Source organism: Bradyrhizobium macuxiense (assembly GCF_007993935.1).
GTDB lineage: Bacteria > Pseudomonadota > Alphaproteobacteria > Rhizobiales > Xanthobacteraceae > Bradyrhizobium > Bradyrhizobium macuxiense_A.
Genome location: NZ_VITY01000001.1, coordinates 519151 through 543617 on the forward strand (window position 1 = coordinate 519151; position 24467 = coordinate 543617).

At 66.0% G+C, this 24467-nt stretch carries 24 protein-coding genes, 1 tRNA gene and 1 pseudogene; 14 read left to right on the forward strand and 12 right to left on the reverse strand.

Features of this window, described 5'->3' with window-relative positions; translation table 11 throughout:
• Window positions 1-131 precede the first annotated feature (131 nt).
• Window positions 132-1298 (reverse strand): substrate-binding protein, encoded by a 1167-nt coding sequence (locus tag FBZ93_RS02515; RefSeq protein WP_146984392.1) that lies wholly within the window; start codon window positions 1296-1298, stop codon window positions 132-134.
• A 722-nt stretch (window positions 1299-2020) separates the two neighbouring features.
• Here FBZ93_RS02515 and FBZ93_RS02520 point away from each other — a divergent pair.
• Together FBZ93_RS02520 and FBZ93_RS02525 are read left to right on the forward strand one after the other, a co-directional pair.
• A pseudogene (locus FBZ93_RS02520) lies at window positions 2021-3103 on the forward strand (RtcB family protein).
• Between the two features lie 23 nt (window positions 3104-3126).
• Window positions 3127-3199: transfer RNA gene (locus tag FBZ93_RS02525), tRNA-Cys, on the forward strand.
• Window positions 3200-3274: 75 nt separating this feature from the next.
• Here FBZ93_RS02525 and FBZ93_RS02530 read toward each other — a convergent pair.
• Window positions 3275-3742, reverse strand: a complete 468-nt coding sequence (locus FBZ93_RS02530; RefSeq protein WP_146984393.1) for a MarR family winged helix-turn-helix transcriptional regulator — start codon at window positions 3740-3742, stop codon at window positions 3275-3277.
• 147 nt (window positions 3743-3889) lie between these two features.
• On the opposite strand from FBZ93_RS02530, the gene FBZ93_RS02535 reads away from it, so the two are divergent.
• Both FBZ93_RS02535 and FBZ93_RS02540 read left to right on the forward strand, forming a co-directional pair.
• A complete protein-coding gene (locus FBZ93_RS02535; protein ID WP_050419009.1) occupies window positions 3890-4291 on the forward strand; it encodes an Ohr family peroxiredoxin in 402 nt (133 codons plus the stop codon).
• A gap of 94 nt (window positions 4292-4385) precedes the next feature.
• A complete protein-coding gene (locus FBZ93_RS02540) occupies window positions 4386-4790 on the forward strand; it encodes a cupin domain-containing protein (RefSeq protein ID WP_167528916.1) in 405 nt (134 codons plus the stop codon).
• 61 nt (window positions 4791-4851) lie between these two features.
• Here the strand turns inward: FBZ93_RS02540 and FBZ93_RS02545 are convergent, their stop codons facing one another.
• A complete protein-coding gene (locus FBZ93_RS02545) occupies window positions 4852-6369 on the reverse strand; it encodes an MFS transporter (protein WP_146984395.1) in 1518 nt (505 codons plus the stop codon).
• Between the two features lie 214 nt (window positions 6370-6583).
• Between FBZ93_RS02545 and FBZ93_RS02550 the strand changes: the two genes are divergently transcribed.
• Window positions 6584-7495, forward strand: coding sequence for a LysR family transcriptional regulator (locus tag FBZ93_RS02550; protein WP_167528883.1), 912 nt, complete (start codon window positions 6584-6586; stop codon window positions 7493-7495).
• Between the two features lie 31 nt (window positions 7496-7526).
• Here FBZ93_RS02550 and FBZ93_RS02555 read toward each other — a convergent pair whose 3' ends face one another.
• Window positions 7527-8438, reverse strand: coding sequence for a LysR family transcriptional regulator (locus FBZ93_RS02555; protein WP_146984397.1), 912 nt, complete (start codon window positions 8436-8438; stop codon window positions 7527-7529).
• Window positions 8439-8543: 105 nt separating this feature from the next.
• Here FBZ93_RS02555 and FBZ93_RS02560 point away from each other — a divergent pair, with 105 nt between their 5' ends.
• Both FBZ93_RS02560 and FBZ93_RS02565 read left to right on the forward strand, forming a co-directional pair.
• On the forward strand, window positions 8544-9980 hold the full coding sequence (locus FBZ93_RS02560) for an MFS transporter (protein WP_246667333.1): 1437 nt from the start codon (window positions 8544-8546) through the stop codon (window positions 9978-9980).
• A 15-nt stretch (window positions 9981-9995) separates the two neighbouring features.
• The gene (locus tag FBZ93_RS02565; RefSeq protein WP_146984399.1) at window positions 9996-10505 is read left to right on the forward strand and encodes a DUF1993 domain-containing protein; all 510 of its coding nucleotides are present in this window, start codon (window positions 9996-9998) and stop codon (window positions 10503-10505) included.
• Window positions 10506-10508: 3 nt separating this feature from the next.
• Here the strand turns inward: FBZ93_RS02565 and FBZ93_RS02570 are convergent, their stop codons facing one another.
• From FBZ93_RS02570 to FBZ93_RS02580, 3 genes are all read right to left on the reverse strand, one after another.
• A complete protein-coding gene (locus FBZ93_RS02570) occupies window positions 10509-11972 on the reverse strand; it encodes a M20/M25/M40 family metallo-hydrolase (RefSeq protein WP_146984400.1) in 1464 nt (487 codons plus the stop codon).
• A gap of 71 nt (window positions 11973-12043) precedes the next feature.
• A complete protein-coding gene (locus FBZ93_RS02575) occupies window positions 12044-13222 on the reverse strand; it encodes an MFS transporter (RefSeq protein ID WP_146984401.1) in 1179 nt (392 codons plus the stop codon).
• Window positions 13219-14004 (reverse strand): GNAT family N-acetyltransferase, encoded by a 786-nt coding sequence (locus FBZ93_RS02580; protein WP_146984402.1) that lies wholly within the window; start codon window positions 14002-14004, stop codon window positions 13219-13221. Before FBZ93_RS02580 ends, FBZ93_RS02575 begins: the two co-directional genes overlap by 4 nt.
• 103 nt (window positions 14005-14107) lie before the next feature.
• Here FBZ93_RS02580 and FBZ93_RS02585 point away from each other — a divergent pair, with 103 nt between their 5' ends.
• Window positions 14108-15010 carry a LysR family transcriptional regulator gene (locus FBZ93_RS02585; RefSeq protein WP_146984403.1) on the forward strand — a complete coding sequence of 301 codons (903 nt, stop codon included), beginning with the start codon at window positions 14108-14110 and terminating at the stop codon, window positions 15008-15010.
• A 33-nt stretch (window positions 15011-15043) separates the two neighbouring features.
• Here the strand turns inward: FBZ93_RS02585 and FBZ93_RS02590 are convergent, their stop codons facing one another.
• On the reverse strand, window positions 15044-15841 hold the full coding sequence (locus FBZ93_RS02590) for a DUF899 domain-containing protein (RefSeq protein ID WP_146984404.1): 798 nt from the start codon (window positions 15839-15841) through the stop codon (window positions 15044-15046).
• Window positions 15842-16055: 214 nt separating this feature from the next.
• On the opposite strand from FBZ93_RS02590, the gene FBZ93_RS02595 reads away from it, so the two are divergent.
• From FBZ93_RS02595 to FBZ93_RS02610, 4 genes are all read left to right on the forward strand, one after another.
• Window positions 16056-16562 carry a MarR family winged helix-turn-helix transcriptional regulator gene (locus FBZ93_RS02595; protein WP_146984405.1) on the forward strand — a complete coding sequence of 169 codons (507 nt, stop codon included), beginning with the start codon at window positions 16056-16058 and terminating at the stop codon, window positions 16560-16562.
• Entirely contained in the window at window positions 16559-17419 is an 861-nt protein-coding gene (locus FBZ93_RS02600; RefSeq protein ID WP_146984406.1) for a DMT family transporter, read from the forward strand. The genes FBZ93_RS02595 and FBZ93_RS02600 overlap by 4 nt, the downstream gene beginning before the upstream one ends.
• Before the next feature lie 66 nt (window positions 17420-17485).
• A complete protein-coding gene (locus FBZ93_RS02605; protein WP_146984407.1) occupies window positions 17486-18358 on the forward strand; it encodes a bifunctional helix-turn-helix transcriptional regulator/GNAT family N-acetyltransferase in 873 nt (290 codons plus the stop codon).
• Between the two features lie 52 nt (window positions 18359-18410).
• On the forward strand, window positions 18411-18908 hold the full coding sequence (locus FBZ93_RS02610; RefSeq protein ID WP_146984408.1) for a peptide deformylase: 498 nt from the start codon (window positions 18411-18413) through the stop codon (window positions 18906-18908).
• Window positions 18909-18916: 8 nt separating this feature from the next.
• Here the strand turns inward: FBZ93_RS02610 and FBZ93_RS02615 are convergent, their stop codons facing one another.
• The 3 genes from FBZ93_RS02615 to FBZ93_RS02625 all read right to left on the reverse strand — a co-directional run bounded on the left by FBZ93_RS02615 (window position 18917) and on the right by FBZ93_RS02625 (window position 21990).
• Entirely contained in the window at window positions 18917-20176 is a 1260-nt protein-coding gene (locus FBZ93_RS02615) for a serine hydrolase domain-containing protein (protein ID WP_146984409.1), read from the reverse strand.
• Between the two features lie 123 nt (window positions 20177-20299).
• Window positions 20300-20773, reverse strand: coding sequence for a VOC family protein (locus FBZ93_RS02620; protein WP_146984410.1), 474 nt, complete (start codon window positions 20771-20773; stop codon window positions 20300-20302).
• A 320-nt stretch (window positions 20774-21093) separates the two neighbouring features.
• A complete protein-coding gene (locus FBZ93_RS02625) occupies window positions 21094-21990 on the reverse strand; it encodes a LysR family transcriptional regulator (RefSeq protein WP_146984411.1) in 897 nt (298 codons plus the stop codon).
• 272 nt (window positions 21991-22262) lie between these two features.
• On the opposite strand from FBZ93_RS02625, the gene FBZ93_RS02630 reads away from it, so the two are divergent.
• Both FBZ93_RS02630 and FBZ93_RS02635 read left to right on the forward strand, forming a co-directional pair.
• Entirely contained in the window at window positions 22263-22997 is a 735-nt protein-coding gene (locus FBZ93_RS02630) for an SDR family NAD(P)-dependent oxidoreductase (protein WP_146984412.1), read from the forward strand.
• A 38-nt stretch (window positions 22998-23035) separates the two neighbouring features.
• On the forward strand, window positions 23036-23635 hold the full coding sequence (locus tag FBZ93_RS02635; RefSeq protein ID WP_246667334.1) for an NADPH-dependent F420 reductase: 600 nt from the start codon (window positions 23036-23038) through the stop codon (window positions 23633-23635).
• Window positions 23636-23755: 120 nt separating this feature from the next.
• Here the strand turns inward: FBZ93_RS02635 and FBZ93_RS02640 are convergent, their stop codons facing one another.
• Window positions 23756-24442, reverse strand: coding sequence for a hypothetical protein (locus FBZ93_RS02640; protein WP_146984414.1), 687 nt, complete (start codon window positions 24440-24442; stop codon window positions 23756-23758).
• Between the last annotated feature and the right edge of the window lie 25 nt (window positions 24443-24467).

Below are 24467 nucleotides of genomic sequence, written 5' to 3' on the forward strand. Positions count from 1 at the left end.
CTGCTCGTTCTAGCTGGAAGACGAACGGACCGGCATGGAACCGACAGCCCGCGACCGCTTCGGCTCATTTTATTTGGGAGTTATTTGGGGGCGTGGCGGCCTCCACGGCCGGCGCCGCGATAGCCGCCTCGTCAGCGACCGGCCAAACTGCATCCGGGCTGCGGCGTGATCGCGCCGAGCGGGCGGACCTGCACTAGTTCCGTACCTTGCGTCTTGGCTATGAACATGTTCATCGCCGCGTGATGATCCTGGCCGAGCGTCACCGGGCCGGTCGGCGACGGAATGGTGAGGTCCGCCATCGCGTCGATGATGGCCTCTTTGTCGAGCTTGCCGGCCTTCTCGGCGGCCGCCTTGAGCGCGATCAGGGTGTTGTAATGCGTCATCACATAGTTCGAGACCGCGACGCCCGGCTCAGCGGTGGCGCGGGCCTTCGCGACGAACGCCTTGACCGAGGGGTCATCGCTCGCCGCGACCGCCGGCACCACTGTCACCATGTTCTGGCCCTTGCCGCGGAAGATGCCGAGATCGACCTCGGACAATCCAAGGAAAGCGACCGTGACGTCCTTCAGCAAACCAGCAGCGCCGGCCTGGCGGATAAAGTCCATCCCGTCGCCCTTCAGCGCGAACAGCAGCACCTTCGCCTTGCTCGCCGCGACCTCCTTGATCAGCGGTGAGAAGTCGGTCTCCGTCCCCAGCGTGTATTTCGTCCCGACCACCTTGCCGCCGAGCTTCTCGATCAAGGGCTGCGCGATGTCGAACATCTGGTGCGGCCAGACCCGGTCGGCGCCGAGCAGGAAATACGTGTTGCCGAAGGTCTGCGTCATGTAGGGCAGCAGCTGGCCAAGCTCCTGGTTCGGCACCGCGCCGAACGAAAACAGATAACGACTGCATTTGCCGCCCTCGTAATTGGTGGCGTAGAGCAGCGGTGTCTTCGAGCCCTCGGCGAGCGGCACCAGCGCATTCAGATTGCGCGAGGTGATCGGGCCGACCACGGCCAGCACACCATCCTTTGCGACCAGCGAACGCATCGCGTCGGCGGCGGCTTCCGGTCGTGTCTTGTCGTCAGCATAGATCACCTCGACGGGCCGGCCGAGAATCCCGCCGGCAGCATTGATGTCCTTCGCGGCGAGATCGAGCCCGAGCCTGGCCTGCTGGCCGTAGAGCTCGACGCCGCCGGAGAACGGCAGCACCGCGCCGATACGGATCGGTGCGCCGGATTCGGCAGCGTGCGAAGGCTGAAGCACCGCAGCGTAGAACGCCAGCGCCAGCGTCATGCAGGAGATCGAGCGTGATGCCATATCCGTCTTCCCTTCGCGCAGATGCAACCGCGCTCGATCGACATCATCGGCGCTGCACTGAAGAATTCGTCAAGCACGCACCGCCTTGCGTCACATTCGCACAGCGACAGGCGACCCCGTCACTTGACATTCAGAGGTTGCAGGCGTATTTCGGCGACCCTCGCGAACGCCATGTTTGCGAACAAGTGCGAGCGAACCGATGACACTGAAACCGCAGCAAGGATACGAACAGATCCGCAAACCGTCAGCCAATCTACGGCCGATCGTCTGTGCATGCCCGGTTCATGGGAGCGGTCTCGCCTAAGCGCGGATCGACAATCCGTACGTTACGGACCCTCCCGAGCCAGCCGCTTCGGAGGGTTTTTTGTTGCCCACAAGCGGTCTGCTCAAGCTCCGGCAAGGACAATCCCGAATGACCGCGCGGCGTGCGCGTGGCTTGTCCAGATTCAGCAGGAACCAAGACAATGCGACGACCTGATCCCTACCAGGAACGCGCCCGCGAACTCTGCCTCGCCGCGGGCATCGATCCGGACTCCCGCGTCGGCGAAGGCCGCGGCCAGCCGGCCTGGTGCCTGTATCGCGATGCCGCCCGCAAGGAGAAGCTTGCGCGCGAGGCCGATGCGGCCTCGTCGGAGATCGCGATGCTGCGCCCGCAGGAGGAGCGATTCAAGAACGCGCCGCTGAAGGTGTTCGGCGAGCATGACGCGGCGACCATCACGCAGATGCGAAACTGCATGGCGGTCGGCAACGTCGTGTCCGGCGTGATCTGCGCGGATGGCCATCTCGGTTACGCGCAGCCGGTCGGCGGCGTGATCGCGTATGAGAAGCAGATCAGCATCTCCGGCGTCGGCTTCGACATCGGCTGCGGCAACATGGCCGCGCAGCTCGATGTGCGCTTCGACGACATCCGTGCGACCGTCCCGACCATCATCCGCGACGTTGCCAAGGTGATCTCCTTCGGCATCGGCCGGAAGAACGTCGAGAAGGTTGAGCACGCGCTGTTCGACGATAGCGACGCCTAGCGCTAGAGCGACATGGAGGCATACCGGCAGAAGGCCGTCGGCCAGCTCGGCACGGTCGGCTCCGGCAACCACTATGTCGACCTGATGCGCGACGAGGCGGGTTTCGTCTGGATCGGCGTTCACTTCGGAAGCCGCGGGCTCGGGCACACCAGCGCGACCCGCTACCTCAAGGCCGCCGGCGGCAAGGACGGGATGAATGTTCCGCCCGCCATCGTCGACGAGGATTCCGAACTCGGGCGCCGCTACATCGCCGCGATGCAGCTCGCCGGGCGCTATTCCTATGCGGGCCGCGAGTGGGTCGTGGATCGTGTCCGCCAGATCATCGGCGGCAAGGTCACCGAGTCCGTGCACAACCACCACAACTACGCCTGGCGGGAAACGCATGACGGCAAGGATTTGTGGGTGGTGCGCAAGGGCGCGACGCCGGCCTTCCCCGGACAGCGGGGCTTTGTCGGCGGGTCGATGGGCGATGATGCCGTCATCCTCGAGGGCGTCGATAGTCCGGAGGCCAAGGCCTCGCTCTACTCGACGGTGCATGGAGCCGGTCGGCTGTTCGGGCGAAATGAAGCCAAGCGCCGCTTCACGCGCGAGGAGATGGACCGCTGGCTCAACGAGCGCGGCGTCACGCTTGTCGGCGCCGATCTCGACGAGAGCCCGATGGCCTATCGGCGCCTGCCGGAGGTGCTTGCCCGGCACGCCGGAACGCTGAAGGTGCTGCACACGCTGCGGCCGTTTGCCGTGGCCATGGCGGGCGAAGGCGAGTTCGATCCGTTCAAGGACTGAAGCGAGGCGTACGCGCCTCGCTCGGGTGTGGTGGCGAAATGGGAACGCTGCGGTCTGCAAAACCGCCATGAGCCGGTTCGATTCCGGCCCATCGCGGCCCGCACGTCGCGAGCTTGCCTCCGGATGAACTGAGCTTCAGGATCGCTTGCCGCTGCCGACCGGCCGCTTCGATCAGCCCTTCTTCGAATCGCCGCGCGTATGATGCAGCAGATTGTCGCGTAGTCTGACCACGCTCTTCTGCACGACAGGAAAGTCGTCGCCGAGCCCGGTGGCCTCGACCAGCGACGCGTTGATCTCCTTGTCGAGCAAGCGCCGGCCCGCCGCCGTCAGGCTCACCCGCACTTGCCGCTCGTCGGCGGGATCGCGGGTACGGCTGATGTAGCCGCTCTGCTCCAGTTTCTTGAGGATCGGCGTCAGCGTGTTGGATTCCAGGAACAGCTTTTCGCCGAGCGCGCTCACGGTCTGCTCGTCGGCCTCCGACAGCGCGATCATGGCAATGTATTGGGTGTAGGTCAGGCCGACCGCGTCGAGGATCGGCTTGTAGGCGCGGCCGAAGGCCAGATTGGCCGAATAGACCGCAAAGCACAGAAAATTCGAGAGTTTTCGGCCTTTGGTCTCAGCCTTAGCGGGGCGGGTCACAGGCGTCTCCGGAGTTTGTGAAGTCCGGCCAATATAAATCGTATCCGATTAAATCGGAAGAGCTTGACATCGCCTGACGCGGGGTCTATTTCAACACGCATCCGATTAAATCGGATACGATTTATCTTCAATCAAAAGGAATTCGCCATGACCGCCAATGCCAAGGTTCTCGTCACCGGAAAGACCCACGTCACTGCCGGCCCGAACGGCGCCGCCCGCTCGCGCGACGGCTTCCTCGACGTCAAGCTGCCGCAGCCGCACCCGGCCGCCGAAAACCTGTTCGCCGCCGCCTGGTCGGCCTGCTACATCGGCGCAATCCAGCTCGCCGCCGGACAGCGCAAGGTCAAGCTCGCGAGCGAGCCCGAGGTCGACGCCGAGATCGACCTGAACCAGGCCGGCAGCGCCTACTTCCTGAGCGCGCGCCTCAACGTCCACGTTCCCGGCGTCGAGCGCGAGGTTGCGCAGGAGTTGATCGAAGCCGCGCACGGCATCTGCCCCTACTCCAAGGCGGTTCACGGCAACATCGACGTCACCACCACCCTGGTCTGAGACGATCACGTGATGACCTCCGACGCGGGCCGGCCACTTGCCGGCTCGCGGTCGGACAGCACAACTCCAGGAGTTCAAGATGACCAGCAAGCTGATGATGGCGACGCGCCTCCTCGCAAGGACGGCCTTGTTCGCTGCAAGTCTCCTGACGATCCCGAGCGCGCAGGCGCAGCAGCCGGGCGGCATCGCTCGAACCGATTTGCAGCGCCACGACCTCAGCGCGCCCGGACGTGAAGCCGTCCAGGTGCGCGTCGACATCGCGCCGGGCAAGGCCTTCGGCCAGCACACCCACCCTGGCGAAGAGATCATCTATGTGCTCGCCGGCACGCTCCAATACGACGTCGACGGCAGGCCGCCGGCAACGCTGAAGGCCGGCGACGTGCTGTTCATCCCGGCAGGCACCATCCACGCGGCCAAGAATGTCGGCAACGTCACCGCCAGCGAGCTTGCGACCTATATCGTCGAGAAGAACAAGCCGCTGCTGACGCTTGTGAAGTGACCGATGCCGCCTGCCCGCCCCTACGTACTTCTGATCTCGGGGCGAGCGCGGCGACATTGCGTCACTTGGTGCACTGAACCTCCGGCTGCCGCACCGTCCGCGCGTTGAAGATCAGGAAGCTGACCGCAGCCATGATCCAGACGCCGATGCCGCCATAGAGCATCACCCAGCCAAATCCGCTCGCCAGCGCCTGGTGCACGACCGGGCCGGTCAGCTCTGGCGCCGATGCGGCGTCGCCGGACGCAATCCGCTCGGCCAGGACACGGAGTTGCGCACCGTCGAGCGCCGGCAGCACCGCCTTCAGATGTGCCAGCACACCGCTCGCCAGAATAAAGCCCATCAACGCGATGTTGACCGAGAGCGAGACCATCCGCGCGCTCATGTCGATGCCGGAGGCCATGCCGGCGCGGTCGCTCGAGACCGAGCCGGTCGTCGTGTTGGTGACCGGCGTATTGGTGATGCCGAGGCCGATTCCGGCAAGCAGGCAGCCCGGCAGCATCGTCAGCCAGTCAGGCTGCGCGGCAGCGCTGCCGAACTTCATCAGCATGAATCCGGTGCCGATGGTGAACAGTCCCGCCGGGATGATCAGGCCCGGCTGGTAGCGCAGCGACAGCCGCTCCGCGAACGGCGGCATCACCAGCGTCGGCAATGTGTAGGCGAGCAGCGCGAGGCCCGCGGACACGCTGTCATAGCCGAGGCCGGCGTGAAACCAGATCGGCAGATAGATCATGAACGGCCAGTAGCTGAGGTTCATCGCCGCCGAGCCGACGATCGAACCGGAGAACGCCGGGATCCGGAACACGGAGAAGTCGAACATCGGCCGCCGGCTGATTCGCTCGGCGACGAGGAACGCAATGAAGCTCACCGCGGAGACGCCGAGGATCGCGAGCCCCTTCGGGCTGACGAAGCCGAGATCCGGCCCCTGCGTGATGTAGAACGCGAGACAGAACACCGCGAGCGACATCGTCACGATACCGGCGACGTCGAGGCTGCTCGCCTTGGGGTCCCTGGATTCATGCACGCCGCCGATCGTGAGCACGAACGCCACGGCCGCGAACAGCACGTGGACGAGGAATACCCATTCCCAGCTCAGCACCGCGACCACGGCGCCGCCGATGATCGGCCCGAAGCCGAGACCGATGCCGAAGATGACGCCCCACCAGCCCCAGGCGACGGCGCGCAGGCGGCCACCCTGGAATTCGTGCGACAGCACGGCGATCTGACAGATCAAGAGCGCGCCGCCGCTCAGGCCTTGCAGGAAGCGGGCAACGATCAGCATTTCGACGCTCGAGGCGACGCCGCAGATCAGCGAGGTGACGCCGAACGCCGCGATCGCGACCAGGAAGATGCGCTTGCGTCCGTAGCGGTCCGCCACCGTCCCGATCGCCATCAGCACCGTCGTCACCGCGATGGTGTAGGCGTTCATGATCCATTGCAGCGCCTTGAAATCGGCATGCAGCACCCGCTCCAGCGTCGGCAGGATCGCGGGGATGCTGGAGATCTCCAACCCAAACATCAGACAGGCAAGGCAAACGGCAGACAGCACGACGGCGCCGCGGCGGCTCAATTCAGTAGACATGATCAGGCCTTTTGTTGTGGCAAGCCAACGGCATACCGCACGCTGTTGCCAGGGTGCTGGCAGCAGCGTCGGTCGATCGACTCACGATGTATTGAGGCAGCAGCGGCAGGAATCGGGTGGCCGCGGCGCTTCACCACGCAAAGCTAGTCACGCCTTGAGCATTGGTGAATTGGATGACTAGATATTTCAGAGACAACAATTCCGGATGACTGACATGACCACGCTCGACATCGACGCCGTGAAGACCTTCGTGACCATCGCCGAGCTCAGGAGCTTTACCCGCGCCGCCGACGCGCTCGGCACGACGCAAGGCGCGATCAGTGTCAAGCTGAAGCGGCTGGAGCGCCAGGTCGGCCACAGGCTGATCGAGCGGACACCGCGGCTGGTGCGCCTGTCGGCCCAGGGGGCCGAGTTCCTTGCACCCGCGCGCGAACTGCTCGCCGCCCATGATCGCGCCGTCGCTGGACTGTCGTCAGCCCGCCGCCGCTTTTCCCTGGGGATCGCCACTCACGTCGGCGCCCCCGAACTTCCCACCCTGCTCGCCCGGCTCAATGCACATGATCCCATGCTCACGATCGAGGTGCGCCTCGACGACGCCCGTGATCTGCTCGACACCTTCGATCGCGGAATGATCGACGCAGTGATCATTTTTCGGGACGACGATCGCCGCGACGGCGTCGTTCTCGGCCCCGATCATTTCGGCTGGTTTGCCACGCCGGACTTTCTCCATCGCGACGGAGAGCCGTTTCGATTGGCGGCATCGTCACCCGCCTGCGGCATCCTCAACACCGCGACGCGCGCGCTCGACGCAGCGGCACTGCCATGGACGGAAACCTTCCTCGGTTGCGGCGCTTTTGCCGTCGCCGATGCGGTCTCGGCGGGCCTCGCGATCTCGGTGTTCTCACGCCGGGTGGCGCCGCCCGGCACCATCGAGGTGACGGAGAAGTTCGGCCTCCCCGCCCTGCCCCCATCCGAGATCATGCTGCTATCGACGTTGTCAGACACCCGGTCGCGTGCGGCCTTGAAGACGTTGGCAAGTGCCTTTCGCGAGCACCATCGTCCGCCGGCGAGCGCAGGCAGCATAGCGGAGAACACGCGAACCGTGGCCGTCGCTGTCGGGTCCTGAACAATCAGCGGCGCGCAACATCGCTGACCGGCTAACGCCGAGCCCGGTCGGCGCGTCTTCCCTCAAACAGCGCGCGTTCCGACGCGAGCACCTTGGCCAGAAAATCCAGCGTGGCGCGGACCCGCGCGGTGCGCCGGAGATCGTCATGCGTCAACAGCCATAGCGCCGATCGCGGCTCGGCGAGCGGCTTCGGCGTCAGGCGGCGCAGCGCAGGCGCGAGATCGCCGACATAGCACGGAAGCAGAGCCAGACCCATTCCCGCCACCGCCGCGTCGCGCAGCGCCGGAAGCGCATCGACGCGGCAGGCGACGCGCGCCGAACGCAGGTTCTTCCGCATCCAGTCGGCGATCACGGTCCCCGCCAGCGCATCGTCGAGCCCGATCCAGTCATGCGCGGACAGATCCCTGTCGTCACGCCGGGCGAGATAGGCACGCGATCCGTAGATCGCATGGGCAATGTCGGCGATGCGCCGTCCGACCAGCAATTCGGACGGCGCCGGCGTCGGCCGGATCGCGATGTCGGCCTCGCGGCGCGTCAGGTTGGCCATCGCATTCGAGACGATGATCTCGGGCCGGATCTCCGGATGCGCAGCGCGCATCGCCGGCAGATGCCGCACCAGCACCGCGCCGAGCGTGTCCGTGGTCGTGATCCGGACCGGACCCGACGGCCTGAGGTCCTGTCCCGCCAGCTTGCGCTCGAGCGCGAGCACCTCGTCCTCGAGCCGGGCCGCCGACGCTGCCGCGGTCTCGCCGGCCGGCGTCGGCGCATAGCCGTCGCGGAAGCGCTCGAACAGCCGCGTCCCGATCGCCGTTTCGATCGCGCCGAGGCGGCGAAACACCGTCGAATGCGTGACGCCCAGTCTGCGCGCCGCGCCTGAGAGGCTGCCCTCGCGCGCCACAGCGAGGACGAGCCGGAGATCATTCCAGTCGAGAGGGCTGTGCATTTTTGCAAACTCACTTGGCGGCTCTGGATAATACCTTATCACGAACGGACAGGCCATCTTCCGGATCGCTGGTGCGGCGCGCCGACGATGCAGAGGAGCTGGCAGGTGACAAGTGAGACCACCGAGACATTGCAATTGCACGACACGCGGCCGGCAACGGTCGACCCGCGGCGCTGGCTGGCCCTGCCCGTGCTGCTGGCGGGCGCCTTCCTGCCGATCCTCGACTTCAACGTCGTCAACCTCGCGCTGCCGGCCATTCGCGACGATCTCGGCGCGACGGCGAGCGAGGTGCAGTTCGTGATCTCGGCCTATGCCGCGACCTACGCGGTATTCCTGATCACGGGCGGCCGGCTCGGCGACCTGCTCGGCCGGCGGCGCATGTTCCTCACCGGTGTCGCCGGCTTCACGGTCGCATCCGTGCTGTGCGGTGTTGCGTGGTCACCCACCGTGCTGGTCGGCGGACGGATCCTGCAAGGCCTCACCGCCACCGTGATGGCGCCGCAGGTGCTCGCTTCGATCCGCGTGCTGTTCCCCGCGGCCGAACAAGGCCGCGCGCTCGGCTTCTACGGCGCGACGTTCGGTCTTGCCAACATCTGCGGCCAGGTGCTGGGCGGCGTGCTGGTGTCGGCGCATCCGTTCGGCCTCGCTTGGCAGGCGATCTTCCTGATCAACCTGCCGATCGGCCTCGTCGCGTTCGTCGGCGGCCTGCTGTACCTCGCCGACTCGCGCGCCGAGCATGCACAGCGGCTCGATATCGGCGGCGTCGTCCTGCTGTCGCTCACGCTCGGCTTGCTGGTCTATCCGCTGATCGAGGGGCGCGAATCCGGCTGGCCGGTCTGGATCATCGCGATGCTGCTGGCGTCGCCGCTGATGCTCGCCGCCTTCGTCCGCTTCGAGGCGCGGCTGTCCGCACGCGGCGGCGATCCGCTGGTTGCCCTGCATCTGCTGCGCAACAGCGACTTCGTGATCGGGCTGGTGATGGCGCTCGCCTTTTACATGCTGTCGTCGTTCTATCTGACCTTTGCGGTCTACCTGCAAAGCGGGCTGCATTTTTCACCGCTGGCGGCCGGCCTCGCCACCCTGCCCTTCGCCACCGGCTTCTTCGTGAGCTCGCTGGTGTCGCCGCTGGTGATGCAATGGCTCGGCGCGCGCACGCTGACGCTTGGCTTCGCGCTCCAGGTCATCGGCTTCGGCATCGTGATGCTGTCGGTGGGCGGAGTGCTTCCGCAGAGTGCGGAATTCGGCCTGATCTGCGGCGGGCTCGGCTTCGGCACCGTGATGCCGTCGGTGATCAAGGCCGTGATCGGCAGCATCGATCCGCGCCATGCCGGGCTGGCGTCGGGGATGATGATCTCGACCTTCCAGATCGGCGCAGCACTCGGCGTCGCCGTGATCGGCGGCGCCTTCTACAGCCTGCTCGGGGCGCATCCGCAGGCCGGCGACTACGCCCACGCCTTCACGATCGCGCTCGGCTGCAACGTCGCGCTGCTGGCGCTTGGCGGCTGGCTGTCGCTGTGGCTGCCGCGCGAGCCTTCGGCTTGAAATCAGGAGAATTCCATGACCGCACCGCTCTACGATGCATCCGTCCCGGTATTTCGGCAGATGCTCAACGCACTCGCCGATCTCCTGCGCAAGGGCGAGGCCGACGCCCGCGAACGCGGTCTCGATCCCGACGCCATGCTCGCGGCGCGGCTGGCGCCCGACATGCTGACGCTGGTCGGTCAGGTGCAGCGGGCCAGCGATCACGCCAAGGGCGCCGCCGGGCGGCTCGCCGGCCTCGAGCCACCGACCTTCGCTGACGATGAACGGAGCCTCGCCGAGGCCCACGCCCGCATCTCGCGAACGCTCGACTACATCGACACGGTCCCGGTTCAGGCATTCGACCAAGCGGCGGAACGCATCGTCACCTTGCCCTTCGGCGTCCCGCCAATGCCGGCAGCGCGCTACCTCCACGGCTTCGCGCTGCCGAGCCTGTTCTTCCACGTCGCCACCGCCTACGCCATCCTGCGTCATCGCGGCGTGCCGCTCGGCAAGCGTGACTTCCTCGGCAACTACCTCTCGAACTGATCGCTACTTCTTCGCGACCTCGCGAAGCGTGTTGTAGACCCACTCCGCGCCCTGCTTGACGGCCTCGACGCCGATCCTTTCGTCGTTGCCATGCATCCGGCTCAGGATGTCGTCGTCGAGCGGATAGGGATAGATGCCGTAAACCGGCACGTTGCGCTCGCGCCAGGCGGTGGCGTCGGTGCCCGCCTCGAACATCGTCGGCACCAGGACCGCGTCCTTCCAGACCCGCTTGGCGTTACGCTCCAGTGCGGCATAGAGCTCGGTATCGACCGGCGACGCCGGGATCTTGCTCCGCATCAGATAGGCGTCGCGCGCCGCCTGCTGCGTCAGCGAGGTCACGATGCTGACCTCAATGCCGGGATCGCCGACCACGCGCTTGATCTCGGCGATCATCTGGTCCGTCGTCGTTCCCGGCAGCAGCCGCGTGTTCACCACCGCCTTGGCGTCGCCGGGGATGACGTTGGGCTTGATGCCGGCGTCGATCATCGTGATCACCATGGTGTCACGCAGCAGGGCGTGCAGCAGCAGGCTGTCCTTGGGATTGTCGGCGACGAGTTTCTTTCCGGCCGCGTCGAGATCAGCCTGGCCCTTTACGGCCAACAGCTGCTTGATATCGGCCGCCGTCTGCTCCGAACTGATCGGCAGCAGCGCCTTGAAATAAGCCTCCGTCGCCGGCACCAGCTTGACGGCCGGATCGTGCGCCGCGAGCTTGGCCAGCGCCGCGATCAGGCGGTCGTTGGCCATCGCGCCCGCCGGAAGCGGCCGCGAGGAATGACCGGAGGGACCGGTCGCCTTCAAGGCAAAGGTCGCCGAGAGCTTTTCCGCCGTCGTGACATTGATCTGGCGCACCGTGCCGTCGCGCTCCTGCAGGACGTAGCCGCCTTCGTTCAACGCGAATTCCGCGTCGATCTTGTCCCAATGGTCCTTCGCCAGCCATACCGTGCTGTACTGCCCCTGCTCCTCGTCGGCCTCGGCCAGGAAGATCACATCGCGCGCCAGCGGCGTTTTCTCCTCAGCCAGCCGCATCACCGCACCGGCGAAGACGGCGAGCCCGCCCTTGAAATCCATCGCGCCCCGCCCGTAGACGAAACCGTCCTTCTCGACGCCGGCGAACGGCTCCACGGTCCATTTCTCGCGTTCGACCGGAACGACGTCGGCATGCGCGGCGAGCAGCACCGGCTTCTTCGAGCCGTCACCGCGCAGCCGCGCGATGAAGTGCGCGGCCTTGCCGTTCGGGGCCACGAAGATGTCGACCTCGGCGCCCAGCGGTGCGAACTGCGACTTCAGATATTCGGCGAGCGCCCGCGTATCGCCCGGGCCATTCGAAGTATCGAACGAGATCAGCTTCTTGAGCAGCGCAACCGTGCGGTCGCCCGGCTGCTCGGCGCGCGCATGTCCCGCTCCAGCACAGGACAGCAACGCGGCAAGGACCAACGCAGCGAGGCGGGTCTTGGTCGACGGCATCATGTTCTTCTTCCTCCCTTATGTGGTTTTGAAACAGGATAATCTGCGCCGCTCGCCCCAGGGAGTCCTCGAGCTCAAGAAGTTCTGGGAAACATCACCTTCAGCAAGGCGGCTGCGAGCAACGTCGTGATGGCGAGGCCGGTGGAGAGATAGAGCGCGCTCGGATCGCCGAACCGGTCGATCACGATCGCATAGACCAACGGCGCTGCCGCCGGCAGGATGAAGCTCGGAACGATGAGCCGGCCGACCAGCGTGCCGTAGCTGCGATGATCGAACAGGATCAGCGGCAGCGTTCCCCTTGTGATGGTCAGAATGCCGTTGCAGGCGCCGTAGAGCAGCGCGAAGGCGATCGCCATCTCCTTCGACGACCCGCTGAACAATCCTGCGATGAAGGAGAGCGGCATGATCAGGCAAGCCGTCAGATTGAGCGCCAACGGATCGAGCCGCGCACCGAACAGGATTTCGCAAAGGCGCGCGGCGGATTGCCCAATGCCCCGGAGCGTTGCGATCCAGACGGCCACGGTGACGGTGAGCCCGAGGCCTGAGAGCACCGCGATCATATGCGCCGACATGCCGGCATTCAGGAAGTTGGCGCCGGTCATGATCACGGCATAGAGCCCGCCCGCCGCTGCAAGCTGCCGGCGGCTGGCGGCGCGTGGTTGCTTATGTGCCGGCGCTGCGGAGCTCGGCACGCCGGCAAACCGCTTGGTCGGGATCAGCAAGTGCAGCGGGATCGTCAGCAGTGCGAGACCGGCATAGACCAGCACCGCGATGCGCCAGCCGAACTGTTCCGAGAGCGTATGGCCGAGCGGCCAGAACACGGTGGCCGCCAATCCGCCGAGCAAGGTGATGCCGGACATCGCGCGGCGCGCCTCCGGTCCGCCGATCCGGGCCAGCGCGGCGAACGCCGCATCGTACAGCGTCAACCGCATGCCGAAGCCGAGAACGATCCAGGATGCGAAGTACGTGACGATCTGATGCGAGACCGCGAGACCGGCGCAGCCGAGCGCGTTGATGACGGCGCCTGCGACCATGACCTGACGGCCACCGCTTCTGTCCACCCACCTCCCCGCAAGGGGCGATGTCACTCCCATCACCAAAAGCGCCGCGGCGAACCCGCCATAAACGATGTCGCGCCGCCAGCCGAGATCCGCTGATATCTGCTCGCCGAAGCCGCCGATCAGATAATAGGTCGCGCCCCACGAGATCAGTTGGGCCAGCCCAAGGGCCGCCACGACACGGCGAGCGATCACCGCAGCAATTCCCTCTCCGCGGGAAGCGTGGAGGCGCCCGGCCCGAGCGGCCGCTGCATCAGCACGGTGTCGACCCATTGCCCGAGCTTGAAGCCGACTGACCTGAGCGTTCCGACCATCTCGAAGCCCATGCGACGGTGCAGCGCGATCGATCCGGCATTGCCGCTGTTGCCGATCACGGCGATCATCTGCCGCCAGGGCCCCGTCTCCGATCGCTCGATCAGCGCCTGCAGCAGCGCTGCCCCGACGCGGCGGCCGCGCAGCGCTTCCGACACGTAGACCGAGTCTTCGATGGTGTTGCGATAGGCCGGCCGCGGCCGGTACGCAGTCGCGTAGGAGTAGCCGGCCACGCGTCCATCGACATCGGCAACAAGATACGGCAACCCCGCGGCCAGCACGGCGGCGCGGCGCCCGAGCATCTCGTCGAGCGTAGGCGGTTCTTCCTCGAAGGTCGCGAGCCCGTTGAGCACGTGGTGCGCGTAGATGCGCTGCACCTCAGCCATGTCGACCTCTGTGGCGTCCCGGATCACGGTGGCTTCGCTGTCTCTCATCCTTACACTCTCGTCTTGCGGCATCATGCCTGTGCTTCGACGGCGCGCCGGCGCATTCTGCACGCACCATGGGTTCAACTCGACATCGCTGCGCGACAGTCCGACATCCGCCAGCAGACGATCGTCGAGCTCGCGTAGCGCCTGCCAGCGGCGGATGCGCGAATGCGGTGAGACCGCGAGATAGCGCCCCAGCTCGACGATAACGCCGCCAATGCGCTTGAGGCCAGTCAATGCCCGCTCCCGATCTGCCGAAGCCATCGCTTGCCGGACTATGCGCTCCAGCCTTATATAAGTGAAGCTTTGATAACTTATGCGCAGCATAAGAGATACTTTGATGAAGAACCTCAACCTCGACTATCTCGAAAGCTTCGCTGTCGTGATCGACAGCGGCAGCTTCTCCGCCGCGGCCGAGCAGTTGCAGCTGACCCAGCCAGCGGTGAGCCTGCAGGTGCGCCAGCTCGAACGCAGCCTGAATGCGACCTTGATCGAGCGGGTCGGACGACGGGCGAGGCCGACGGCCGCCGGCGCCGCCTTGCTCTCGCACGCGCATCAGATCAACGCGGCGGTGAGTTCGGCGGTCGACGCGGTCGCGCAGCAGACCACGGGCACGGCGGGCCGCGTGCGGCTCGGCACCGGCGCCACTGCCTGCATCTTCCTGCTGCCGCCGATCCTCAGGGAGTTGCGGGCAGCAATGCCCTCGCTCGAGATCACGGTCACGACCGGCAACACCGCGGAGATCGCGCGGGCCGTCGAGGACAACACGATCGACATCGCGCTGGTCACGCTGCCGGTGTCGGGGCGCAGCTTCGAGGTTGCCCCGGTCATGAACGATGAGTTCGTGCTGATCGCGCCGCGCGAGATGAAACTGCCGGCGCGGATCACGCCGGAGGTGCTGGCGAGCCGGCCGGTGCTGCTGTTCGAGCCCGGCGGCAACACCAGGCGCACGGCCGATGAGTGGCTGGCGCGCGGCGGCGTGTCGTTGAAGCCGTTGATGTCGCTCGGCAGCGTCGAGGCGATCAAGGAGATGGTCCGCGCCGGCCTCGGCTGCGCAGTGCTGCCCGGCATGGCCGTCCCGGCCAAGCCCAGGCAGCATGACCTGATCGTCCGCTCGCTATCGCCAAAGCTCTACCGCCGCCTCGCGGTCGTGATCCGCCGCGACAAGCGCCTCGACCGCGGGCTGCGGCAGACGTTGGCGGCGCTGAAGGCGCTCACGGCCGCAAAGAACGATGGCCGCTAGGGAGGACGCGGCGCGTCCTCCCTGCTCCACCCCTCAAGTCGCCTTGCGTTCCTGCTCGGCGATCTTGCGGAACGCAGCTTCGCCGGCGTCGGTCACGGCCGCCCATTTCGCGTTCGGTGCGGTCTCGACCTCGTAATTGTCGTGCCAGTTCCACCATTTGTAGGTCGGGCCCTGCGGATAGCCCTTGGGCGAATCCTCCCAGAGCTCCTGGCGGCCGAACGGCGTGATGTCGAGATAGCTCCACACCGTACCCATCGACTCGTCGCCGCGGCTGTTGACGAGATAGGTGCGGAAGATCCGTTCGCCGTCGCGGATGAAGACGTTGTGGCCGTGCCACTCGGCGACGCCGAAGTCAGCGTCGAAGCTATCGGTGATCGTGTACCACGGCATCTCCCATTCCATCCGCGCCTTCAGCCGCGCGATGTCGGCCTGCGGCGCGCGTGACGCGTAGGCCAGCGTGGTGTCGCGCTGGTTGAGATGCGAGAGATGGCTGACCTGGTCGGCGCCGAGCGAACAGCCGCGGCAGCCGTGATCCGGCCAGCCGAACACACCTGGCTCGAAGAACGCGCGGTAGATGATCAGCTGCCGGCGGCCCTCGAACAGATCGAGCAGGCTCACCTTGCCGTTCGGTCCCTCGAAGACATACGGCTTCTCGACGGCCATCCAGGGCATCCGCCGCCGCTCCGCCGCAAGGGCGTCGCGCGCCCGCACATGCGCCTTTTCCTTCACCAGCATCTCCAGGCGCGCCGCCTCCCACGCCTCGCGCGACACGACAGGCGGTGTCTGCATTGCCGCCAGTCCGCCGCGATCGCTTTCAGCCGATTTGCTCATGATGATCTCCATCTCTCGAATTGGACGAACTCCGGCACCACTGCGCAGTTCCATTGCTGGCGGCCGTTCGTCATTGGCCATGCCGCAATCTGGCGCGGCGGCGGCGGCCGGTGGGAGTGACAAGTGTGTCGGGATTTTCGCGCATGCGCCCTGATCGGTTCGATCTCCTTGCATAATACTTGCACTCTGCAATCATCTGTGCGAGCCTCTTGCCATGAAACAGACCGCGCATGCTGCCGACGATGGCCTGAAACTGAGCACCTGGCTGCCCTATCGCCTGTTCCTTGTCGCGGCGCAGGTCGCCCGTCCGCTCGAGAGTTTCTACGGCGAGACGTTCGGACTGAGCCAGGCCGGCTGGCGCATCCTCGCCGTCATCGCCGAGCGGGACGCAGCCAATGCTTCCGAGATCGGCCGCGCCTGCGCGCTCGATCCGTTCGCGACCAGCCGCGGTATCGGCCAGCTCACAGAGCTCGGCTTCGCGGTGCGACGTGCCGGCAAATCCGATCGCCGCTTCGCCGCCGTCAGCATCACCCGCAGCGGCCGGACGGCCTTCAACCGGATCGCCGCACTCGGCAGTGCGATCGAGGCGCGGCTGCTGGCGCGCCTCTCGGAGAGCGAGCGAGCCACGATCGATTCCGCCCTCACCCGGCTCGAGGACGAAAGCGCGCGGATCGATGCCGGCGGCTGGCGCACGCTAATCGAGGATGCCGGCGCGTCATGACCGTCGCATTGTTCGCGTTGACCGCACTGCTCTGGGGCGGCGGCGCGCTGGCAACGGCGATGCAGGCGGGCGTTACACCGGCGCCCTGGTCGGTGGCCCTGCGCATGGTGCTCGCGGGTCTTATCCTGCTCGGCTACGGCCGGCTGCGCGGCGTGCCGCTCGCGATCCCGCGCAAGGACCGGCCGGCCGTCGCGTTGCAGGGCCTGCTGTTCTTCGCCATCGCTTTCATCGCCTTCTATGAAGCGACCGCGCGGATGCCGAGCGGGCTTGCCGCACTGGTGCTGTCGACCTCGTCACTGTTCGCCGCTGTTATCGCGCGTGGCGCGCTCGGCGTGCCGATCTCCTCCGGTTTCGTCTGGGGCGCGCTGTGCGGCATCCTCGGACTTGTGATCATCTTCCTGCCAGGCGCCAGCGCGCACGGCGCTGCATCGCTGGCGGGTTTCGCCTGGGCGCTCACCGCGGCGATTGCGACCGGTGCCGGCACGACCGTCGGCGCGCGCAACCAGCGCGCCGGGCTGCCGGTGGTCTCCGTGTTGGCGTGGGGCGCCTTCGTCGGCGCGGCGGCGAGCGCGCTGTGGGCGATCGCGACGGGCACGCCATTCGCGGCCGACGTCTCGCTCTCCTACGCAGCGAGCTTCCTCTATCTCGCGGTCGCCGCGTCCTGCGTCACCTTCATGCTCTATTTCGAACTGGTGCGCCGGCTCGGCCCCGGCCGCGCCGCCTATACGCTCGCACTGGTGCCGCTGGTCGCGCTCGTGCTGTCGGCGCTGTTCGAGCATCTTGCGCTGGGCTGGCCGGTGCTCGCCGGCGCCGCTGCCATCCTCGCCGGCAATGTGCTGGTGCTGGCACGGGCGTAGATTCAGTTTGCCTGCCTGGCCGCGTGCCAATTGACGTCGACACGATATCTGACTAAAGTCAGATATATGCTCGACCCTGTTTCCCGCGTCCGCCGCTTCAACCGTGCCGTTACCTCCGCCGTCGGCGCGCTCGACACCTCGTTCCTCGGCCGCGGCCGGCCGCTCGGCGCAGCGCGCGTGCTGAACGCGATCGGACACGGCCGCAGTGACGTGGGCGACATCAGGGATTATCTCGGGCTCGATTCCGGGCTGATGAGCCGCCTGTTGCGCAGCCTCGAGGACGAGGAGCTGATCGAGACCACGGCGCATGACGATGATGCCCGCCGTCGCATCGCGAAACTAACCCCGGCCGGCAAGCGCGAGTTCAACGCCTATGAGGCGATCTCCAACCGGCAGGCCAAGGACTTCCTCGCCCACCATTCCCAACGCGAGGCGCTGCTGGCGGCGATGGATTTGATCGCCTCGGCGCTCGGGCGCGACGCCACCGCGCTGCATGAGATGGACCCGCGCAGCGACGAGGCGCGCTACTGCCTCGGCGAATATTACGCCGAGCTGGCGCGGCGCTTCAAACAGGGGTTTGACGTCAAGCTGTCGCGCGATCCCGATGCCAAGGACATGGTGCGCCCGCGCGGCAGCTTCATCGTGGCGATGTCGGACGGCCTGCCGCTCGGCTGCGTCGGGCTGAAGGGCACGAGCGCTGAGTACGCGGAGATCAAGCGGCTCTGGGTCGCGCCCGCCGCACGCGGCCTCGGCCTCGGCCGCCGCCTGATGGACGCGGCCGAGCACGCCGCGCGCGAGCTCGGCATCGCGCTGCTGCGGCTCGACACCAACAGCGCGCTGGCCGAAGCCGGTCAGCTCTACCGAAGAAGTGGCTGGACCGAGATCCCGCGCTTCAACGACGACCCCTACCCTGACCTGTTCTTCGAGAAGCGGCTCTGAGCGGCGCGCCGCGCGGGTTGTCCAACGTCCGACGCTGGCCTAAGACGCTCGTATGACCATACGCTCCATCGTCCGTTATCCCGATCCGCGGCTTGCGCTCACTGCGCAGCCGGTCGCCATGTTCGACGACGCGCTGCGTGAGCTGGCAGCCGACCTGCTCGAGACCATGCACGCGGCGCCCGGCATCGGCATCACTGCGCCGCATATCGGCGTGTCCTTGCGCGTCGTGGTGCTCGAGCTCGATACGCGCGAGGGCCCGCGAACGTATGTCAATCCGGAGATCATCTACGCCTCGGACGAGATGATCCTGCACAAGGAAGGCAGCGTCTCGATGCCGGGCGTCAATGACGAGGTCGAGCGCCATGCGCGCGTCCGCATCCGCTACCAGGATCTCGACGGCAACATGCAGACCGAAGAATCCGATGGCCTGCGCGCGGTGTGCCATCGGCACGAGATCGACCAGCTCGACGGCCTGTTCTGGATCCGGCGGCTATCGCGCCTGAAGCGGGAGCGGCTGATCAAGCGATACGAGAAGATCTCGCGCGGCTAGCCGAAACGTCATCCTCCCGCCGTCAAATCCTTCGCCAGCGCCATATACGCCGGCAGCGTCACCGGGTCGTTGGCAGCATTACCGGCGGCGTGGTGCGAGGCGTAGCGCGCGATCACGATCTCGGCCTTCGGATCGATATAGATGCCCTGGCCGTGGACGCCGCGCGCCATGAAGGCGCCATGCGCATTGTGTGTCACCCACCACTGATTGCGGTAGGACGCGCCCGGCAGCGTGGTGTATCCGGCCGGCTTGAACTTTTCGGGGTCGCCGCCGCGCGCGATGTCCTCGACCACTTGCGACGGCACGATCTGGCGGCCGTTGAAGCGGCCGTGATTGCGGATGGTCTCGCCGAAGCGGGCGAGATCCCGCAGCGTCGTCGACAATCCGCCGCCACCGCTTTCGGTGCCGATCCGGTCGACGTGGTAGTGCGCATCCTCCTCGGCGCCCATCGGTGCCCAGATCTTCTCGGAGAGCAGATCCGACAACGTCATGCCGCTGGCACGCCGGCAGATGAAAGCCAGCACGTCGGAATTGACGGTCTTGTAGGCGAAGGCCTTGCCGTGCTCGCCCTGCTTCTGCTGCGCGCAGAGGAAATCGAAGATGTTGGTCGCGCCTTCATAGCCTGATGGAATCGGCGCCATGCCGTTGGCGCGCCGCAGCCCCCAGACGTCGGAATTCCTGTCGGTGTAGACCTCGGTGTATTTGAGGCCGGTGGTCATATCCATCGCCTCGTGCACGCGGGCATCGCCGAATGCGCTCGCCTTTAGCTCCGGCACATAGTCCGTGATCGGCGCCTGCGGATCGATCTTGCCCTCGGCGATCAGGATGCCGGCGAGCACGCCGGTGAACGACTTCGTCACGGACATCGCGATATGCGGCTTGTGCGGCTTCAAGGCACCGAAATAGCGCTCGTAGATCAGCTTGCCCCGGTGCAGCACGGCGATCCCATCGGCATAGCTGTCCTCGAGCATGCGCGCGAAGGTCTGCGGCCGGCCGTCCATCGTGACAGACGCCGACGCGCCGATGTCGTGATCCTCGCGCGGCAGCACCGACGCTGGCCCGGCCCCGCGCCAGACATTCACCGTCGGCACCAGCTGGCGGATGTTGCTCCACGCCCAGCGCAGCTCGGGAAAGCCGCGGAACGAGCCGTCCTGGAACGTGATCGTCTTGTCCTGCGGCGGCGGAAAGCCCTGCATCCAGCCGATCGTCTCGGGATCGCTCTCGGCGGCGGTGGCGGGCTGTTGTTGGTTGGCTGCTGCGACGGACATCAAGGTGAGCTCCAAGGCTGCGATACGAATTTCGTATCACGCGATGGCAAGGCGCACATCCCGCGTTTGCGCCGGGGTGATGGTCGCCGCGAGCGCTGCCGGCGCCAATTTCCGGCGCGCGGATTACCCCGCGGCTGCCCGCTCGATCGTGGCGATATCGATCTTCTTCATCGTCATCATCGCCTCCATTGCGCGCCGGCCGGTCGCGCGATCGGCCGCGTTGACCAGCTCGAGCAGCCGCCGCGGCGTGATCTGCCAGGCGAAGCCCCAGCGATCCCGGCACCAGCCGCACGGCAGTTCCGCGCCGCCGTTGGACGTCACCGCGTTCCAATAGCGGTCGGTCTCCTCCTGGCTGTCGGTCAGCACCATGAAACTGACGGCCTCGTTCGGTACGTAGTTGGAACCGCCGTTCAGGCCGACGAAGCGGCGGCCGAGCACGGTGAACTCGACCGTCAATTCGTCGCCCTGACCGATGCCCGGGATCGGCGACGCATGCCCCGCATCGACATGGCTGTCGGGAAAGGTCGCGGCGTAAAACTCCGCCGCTTCGCGCGCCTTGCCCTGGTCGAACCACAGGCATGTGACGAGATCGGTCATGTGCAGTCTCCTTGTTTGTTCGGAGGACGGTTGGCGAAGACGGCAGCCGACAGGCCGACGAAAATAATTCGCGGGAACTGCGTTCGTCGCAACACCGCCTCTACACACACCACTGTCGTCCTGGCGGAAGCCAGGACCCATAACCACCGAATTTGATGATGAACGAGATCTTGGCCCCCGCGTCGCATCACCAATTGCCATTTGGGGTAATGGGTCCTGGCTTCCGCCAGGACGACCGTGAGGATAGTTCGCGATGCAAATGTCAAACAGCGGTGTCGTCACCCGCGCATGCTCTGCTCCTTGATTTGCGTTAGGGCAACTCAGTCGCGCGATGCGGACAATCCTGCGAGAAGCGGCGCGTACGCGGCGAGCCTGCGCGATACGAACTCGGTGAAGAGCCGCACGCGCTTGGTCTTGCGTGTCTCTCCCTGGGTAAGCAGCCAGAGCGTGCCATGCATGTGCAGGTCGGTGCCCGGCACCCTCGCCAGCAGGGGGTCGGCATCTCCGACAAAGCACGGCAGTGTCGTCATCCCGAGCCCTTGCCGGACGGCAGCGATCTGCGCCTCGCCGTCCGTGGTCCTGAACGGAACCCCCGCGGTGCGAACCTCACCCTCGCTGGCCCAGTCCGGGACGCCGTGCATGCTGATGACGATCCACCTGACGGGATCAGGCGCGCCCGCGCGCCACGCGGCCAGCCGATCGCGGGAGATGTAGACGCCGCCGAACAGCTCCGGCCCCTTCAGACCGTGAAGATTGAGCGGCAGGGTCTTGCGGTCATAGACGACACGGATCGCGACGTCGGCTTCTCGATTGGTCAGATTTGCCAGCTCGCCGGACGACAGGATTTCCATCTCGATGTCCGGATGCAGACGCGCGAAATCGGCGAAGTCCGGCATCAGCAGGTGTGTCGCGAGGGTCGGTGCCAGCGTCACCCGCAGCAGCCCGCGCACGCCCTGGTCGCGCCCGAAGACGCGCGTCTCCAGCTGGTGCGACGACGCTTCCATCTGGTCCGCGAGTTCGAGGACCTCCTCCCCCGCAGCCGTCAGGCGGTAGCCCGAAGGCAGCTTTTCAAACATGTGCGCCCCGAGGCGTTCCTCGAGCTGGGCGATGCGCCGGAGCACGGTCGAGTGATTAACCCCGAGGCGCTCGGCGGCAGCCCGCACCGAGCCTCCGCGCGCGACGGCAAGAAAGTAGCGAACGTCATCCCAGTCGATCATGGTGCAATCCGGCACCGCATGGTGCGCCTTCCAAAGCCCGCGTCCAACACATCGAACAGCAATACGGGCGGCCATCATAGCCCATGCCGACGCGCGCGGCCCAATTCCGAGCCGCGGATACCAATCGTCGCGGCAGGCCGTCAGTCATCCGGCCGGATCGATTTCGCACCACCGGTGTGCGCGCTTCTGCACTCAACACCTGACGCCGGCAGACCTAGGTCGAGGTTCTCGGGGGCCCCCGAACGACCAAAGCGGAGCCTGAAGGAGAGATCATGGGAAAGCTTGAGGGTAAGGTTGCAGTCATTACGGGTGGATCGAGCGGCATGGCGCTGGCGAGCGCCAAGCGGTTCGTTGAAGAAGGCGCCTATGTTTTCATCACGGGCCGGAGGCAGGAGGCGCTCGACGCGGCCGTCAGGCTGATCGGCCGGAACGTGACCGGCGTGCGCGGCGACGCGTCCAATCTCGACGACCTCGACCGTCTGTTCGACACGGTGAAGCGGGAAAAGGGCAGGATCGACGTCCTGTACGCAAGCGCCGGCATCGGCGAAGCCGTCCCGCTCGGCGAGATCAGCGAGCAGCATTTCGATGCGGCCTTCGACCTGAATACCCGCGGCACGCTGTTCACGGTCCAGAAGGCGCTGCCGCTGTTCAACGACGGCGGATCAATCTTCATGACCGGGTCGGTTGCTTCGGTGAAGGGCTTTCCTGGCTACGGCGTGTATGCGGCAAGCAAGGCCGCGTTGCGCTCATTCGCACGCACGTGGCTCAACGAACTGAAGGGCAGGAATATCCGCGTGAACGTGCTGAGCCCGGGTCCGATCGCCACACCGATGCAGGACCAGGTCCTCACCGAAGAGGCGAAGCGGATGTTCGAATCCCTGATCCCGCGGGGAAAGATGGGTCGGCCTGAGGAAATTGCGGGGGCCGCAGTGTTCCTCGCTTCCGACGATTCCAGCTTCGTGAACGGGGTGGAGCTGTCCGTCGACGGCGGCTTCTCGGCAATCTGAGGCGGGCAATCAATACCAACACGGATCGGAGAAGCATCATGAGCTTTGCAATTATCGGCTTCGGCAAGGTCGGCCAGGCCCTCGCCCACGCCTTCGCCCGCAAGAACATCGACGTGATCGTTACGAGCCGCCGGCCGCCCGAGGCGTTGGCGCCGCAGGCCCGGGCGATCGGACCCACGGTGGTCGCCGGATCGCTGCGGGATGCGCTCGAGGCCGATACGATCATCCTGGCGGTCCCGTTCGAGGAGCATCGCGACGTTGCGAAAGCTCTGCCGGACTGGAGCGGCAAGACGGTGATCGACACGATGAACGCGTTGCTTCCCCCTGAGGAACTGGACGGTCTTCCGTCCTCCGCCTTCGCCGCGAAGGCGTTCGCCGGCGCCAGGTTCGTGAAAGGCTTCAATCACCTGATTGCGGCTACGCTCGCGGCCGATCCGGTCGTCGAGGGCGGCCACCGGGTGGTGTTTCTGTCCAGCAACGACGAGGACGCGACCGCTCCCGTGGCGGCCCTGGCCAAGCAACTCGGGTTCGCCCCCGTCAAACTCGGAAAGCTCAACGAGGGCGGCGCGCTGGTGCACGCACGCGGCCGCGTATGGGGCCCGCTCATCTTCCAGGATTTGTTCAAGAAGGAGCCGTGATCGAAGGCATATGACGCTGTTCGAAGAGCAGCTGGCCACGTGGCCCGCATGAGCGCAGTGATATGCGGGAGACCACGACACGAATGGAAGAGCCCCGCGTCCTAGTCTTGTGGCTCGGGGCTACGCCCTGTTCTGAACATCTGCAATGAGCTCGATGATCTTCGGTCGAACGACGGAGATGTGATCGAGAATCCGGCGGGGCATATCATCGACATAGGTCACGAACTTGTCCAGCACGTCGTGGGCGGCTGAAATACCGACCTCGCGAACGTGTGCGTCCACCTTTTGCTTGCCTTCCTTGAACTGACTGTAGAAGCCGCCGATCTGCTTGCACATCAGTTCGTCGATTGGATCAATCGACTGGCGCGGATGCAGGGGAAGACCGCCCATGGCCGCCTGTGTCGCCCGGTCCATCGGGAGGTAGACGATATTCCAATCGTCATAAGGCAACAGGTGCATCACCTTGACCAGCCATTGCCCGAGTTCGCCGTTCCAGACCGGCCCGGAAAGCACGAAGAACGGTCGGATCGCGTTGTGGCCATGGGCCCGCAGCATTTCCGTTTCGATCTCTGTCCGGCGCGCATCCTGCGTCGCCAGGGATTGCTTGACCCTGCGCTCGTACTCGGCCTGGTCGGGAATGATATTCGCGGCGTCGTTCAGGCCGAATCCCAGCGCCCGCAGCATGTCGCCGTGGCGTCCCGCGAACACGTCTTCGCCGAACACGCGGCGCTTGCCGTCAGAATCCATTGGAGGCAGCGGGAATGCGGAATCGCCCGGAGTCTTACGCCTGCCGAACATGCGGAACATGCGGAACTCCCCGTTGTTTTGCGCG

Coding starts and splice junctions, on each gene's coding strand:
- FBZ93_RS02585 (WP_146984403.1), top strand. CDS start 14,108: ATGAAGAACCTCAACCTCGACTATCTCGAAAGCTTCGCTGTCGTGATC.
- FBZ93_RS02545 (WP_146984395.1), bottom strand. CDS start 6,369: ATGTCTACTGAATTGAGCCGCCGCGGCGCCGTCGTGCTGTCTGCCGTT.
- FBZ93_RS02605 (WP_146984407.1), top strand. CDS start 17,486: ATGCTCGACCCTGTTTCCCGCGTCCGCCGCTTCAACCGTGCCGTTACC.
- FBZ93_RS02555 (WP_146984397.1), bottom strand. CDS start 8,438: ATGCACAGCCCTCTCGACTGGAATGATCTCCGGCTCGTCCTCGCTGTG.
- FBZ93_RS02565 (WP_146984399.1), top strand. CDS start 9,996: ATGACCGCACCGCTCTACGATGCATCCGTCCCGGTATTTCGGCAGATG.
- FBZ93_RS02620 (WP_146984410.1), bottom strand. CDS start 20,773: ATGACCGATCTCGTCACATGCCTGTGGTTCGACCAGGGCAAGGCGCGC.
- FBZ93_RS02535 (WP_050419009.1), top strand. CDS start 3,890: ATGACCGCCAATGCCAAGGTTCTCGTCACCGGAAAGACCCACGTCACT.
- FBZ93_RS02640 (WP_146984414.1), bottom strand. CDS start 24,442: ATGTTCCGCATGTTCGGCAGGCGTAAGACTCCGGGCGATTCCGCATTC.
- FBZ93_RS02515 (WP_146984392.1), bottom strand. CDS start 1,298: ATGGCATCACGCTCGATCTCCTGCATGACGCTGGCGCTGGCGTTCTAC.
- FBZ93_RS02635 (WP_246667334.1), top strand. CDS start 23,036: ATGAGCTTTGCAATTATCGGCTTCGGCAAGGTCGGCCAGGCCCTCGCC.
- FBZ93_RS02595 (WP_146984405.1), top strand. CDS start 16,056: ATGAAACAGACCGCGCATGCTGCCGACGATGGCCTGAAACTGAGCACC.
- FBZ93_RS02600 (WP_146984406.1), top strand. CDS start 16,559: ATGACCGTCGCATTGTTCGCGTTGACCGCACTGCTCTGGGGCGGCGGC.
- FBZ93_RS02630 (WP_146984412.1), top strand. CDS start 22,263: ATGGGAAAGCTTGAGGGTAAGGTTGCAGTCATTACGGGTGGATCGAGC.
- FBZ93_RS02590 (WP_146984404.1), bottom strand. CDS start 15,841: ATGAGCAAATCGGCTGAAAGCGATCGCGGCGGACTGGCGGCAATGCAG.
- FBZ93_RS02615 (WP_146984409.1), bottom strand. CDS start 20,176: ATGTCCGTCGCAGCAGCCAACCAACAACAGCCCGCCACCGCCGCCGAG.
- FBZ93_RS02570 (WP_146984400.1), bottom strand. CDS start 11,972: ATGATGCCGTCGACCAAGACCCGCCTCGCTGCGTTGGTCCTTGCCGCG.
- FBZ93_RS02610 (WP_146984408.1), top strand. CDS start 18,411: ATGACCATACGCTCCATCGTCCGTTATCCCGATCCGCGGCTTGCGCTC.
- FBZ93_RS02540 (WP_167528916.1), top strand. CDS start 4,386: ATGATGGCGACGCGCCTCCTCGCAAGGACGGCCTTGTTCGCTGCAAGT.
- FBZ93_RS02550 (WP_167528883.1), top strand. CDS start 6,584: ATGACCACGCTCGACATCGACGCCGTGAAGACCTTCGTGACCATCGCC.
- FBZ93_RS02625 (WP_146984411.1), bottom strand. CDS start 21,990: ATGATCGACTGGGATGACGTTCGCTACTTTCTTGCCGTCGCGCGCGGA.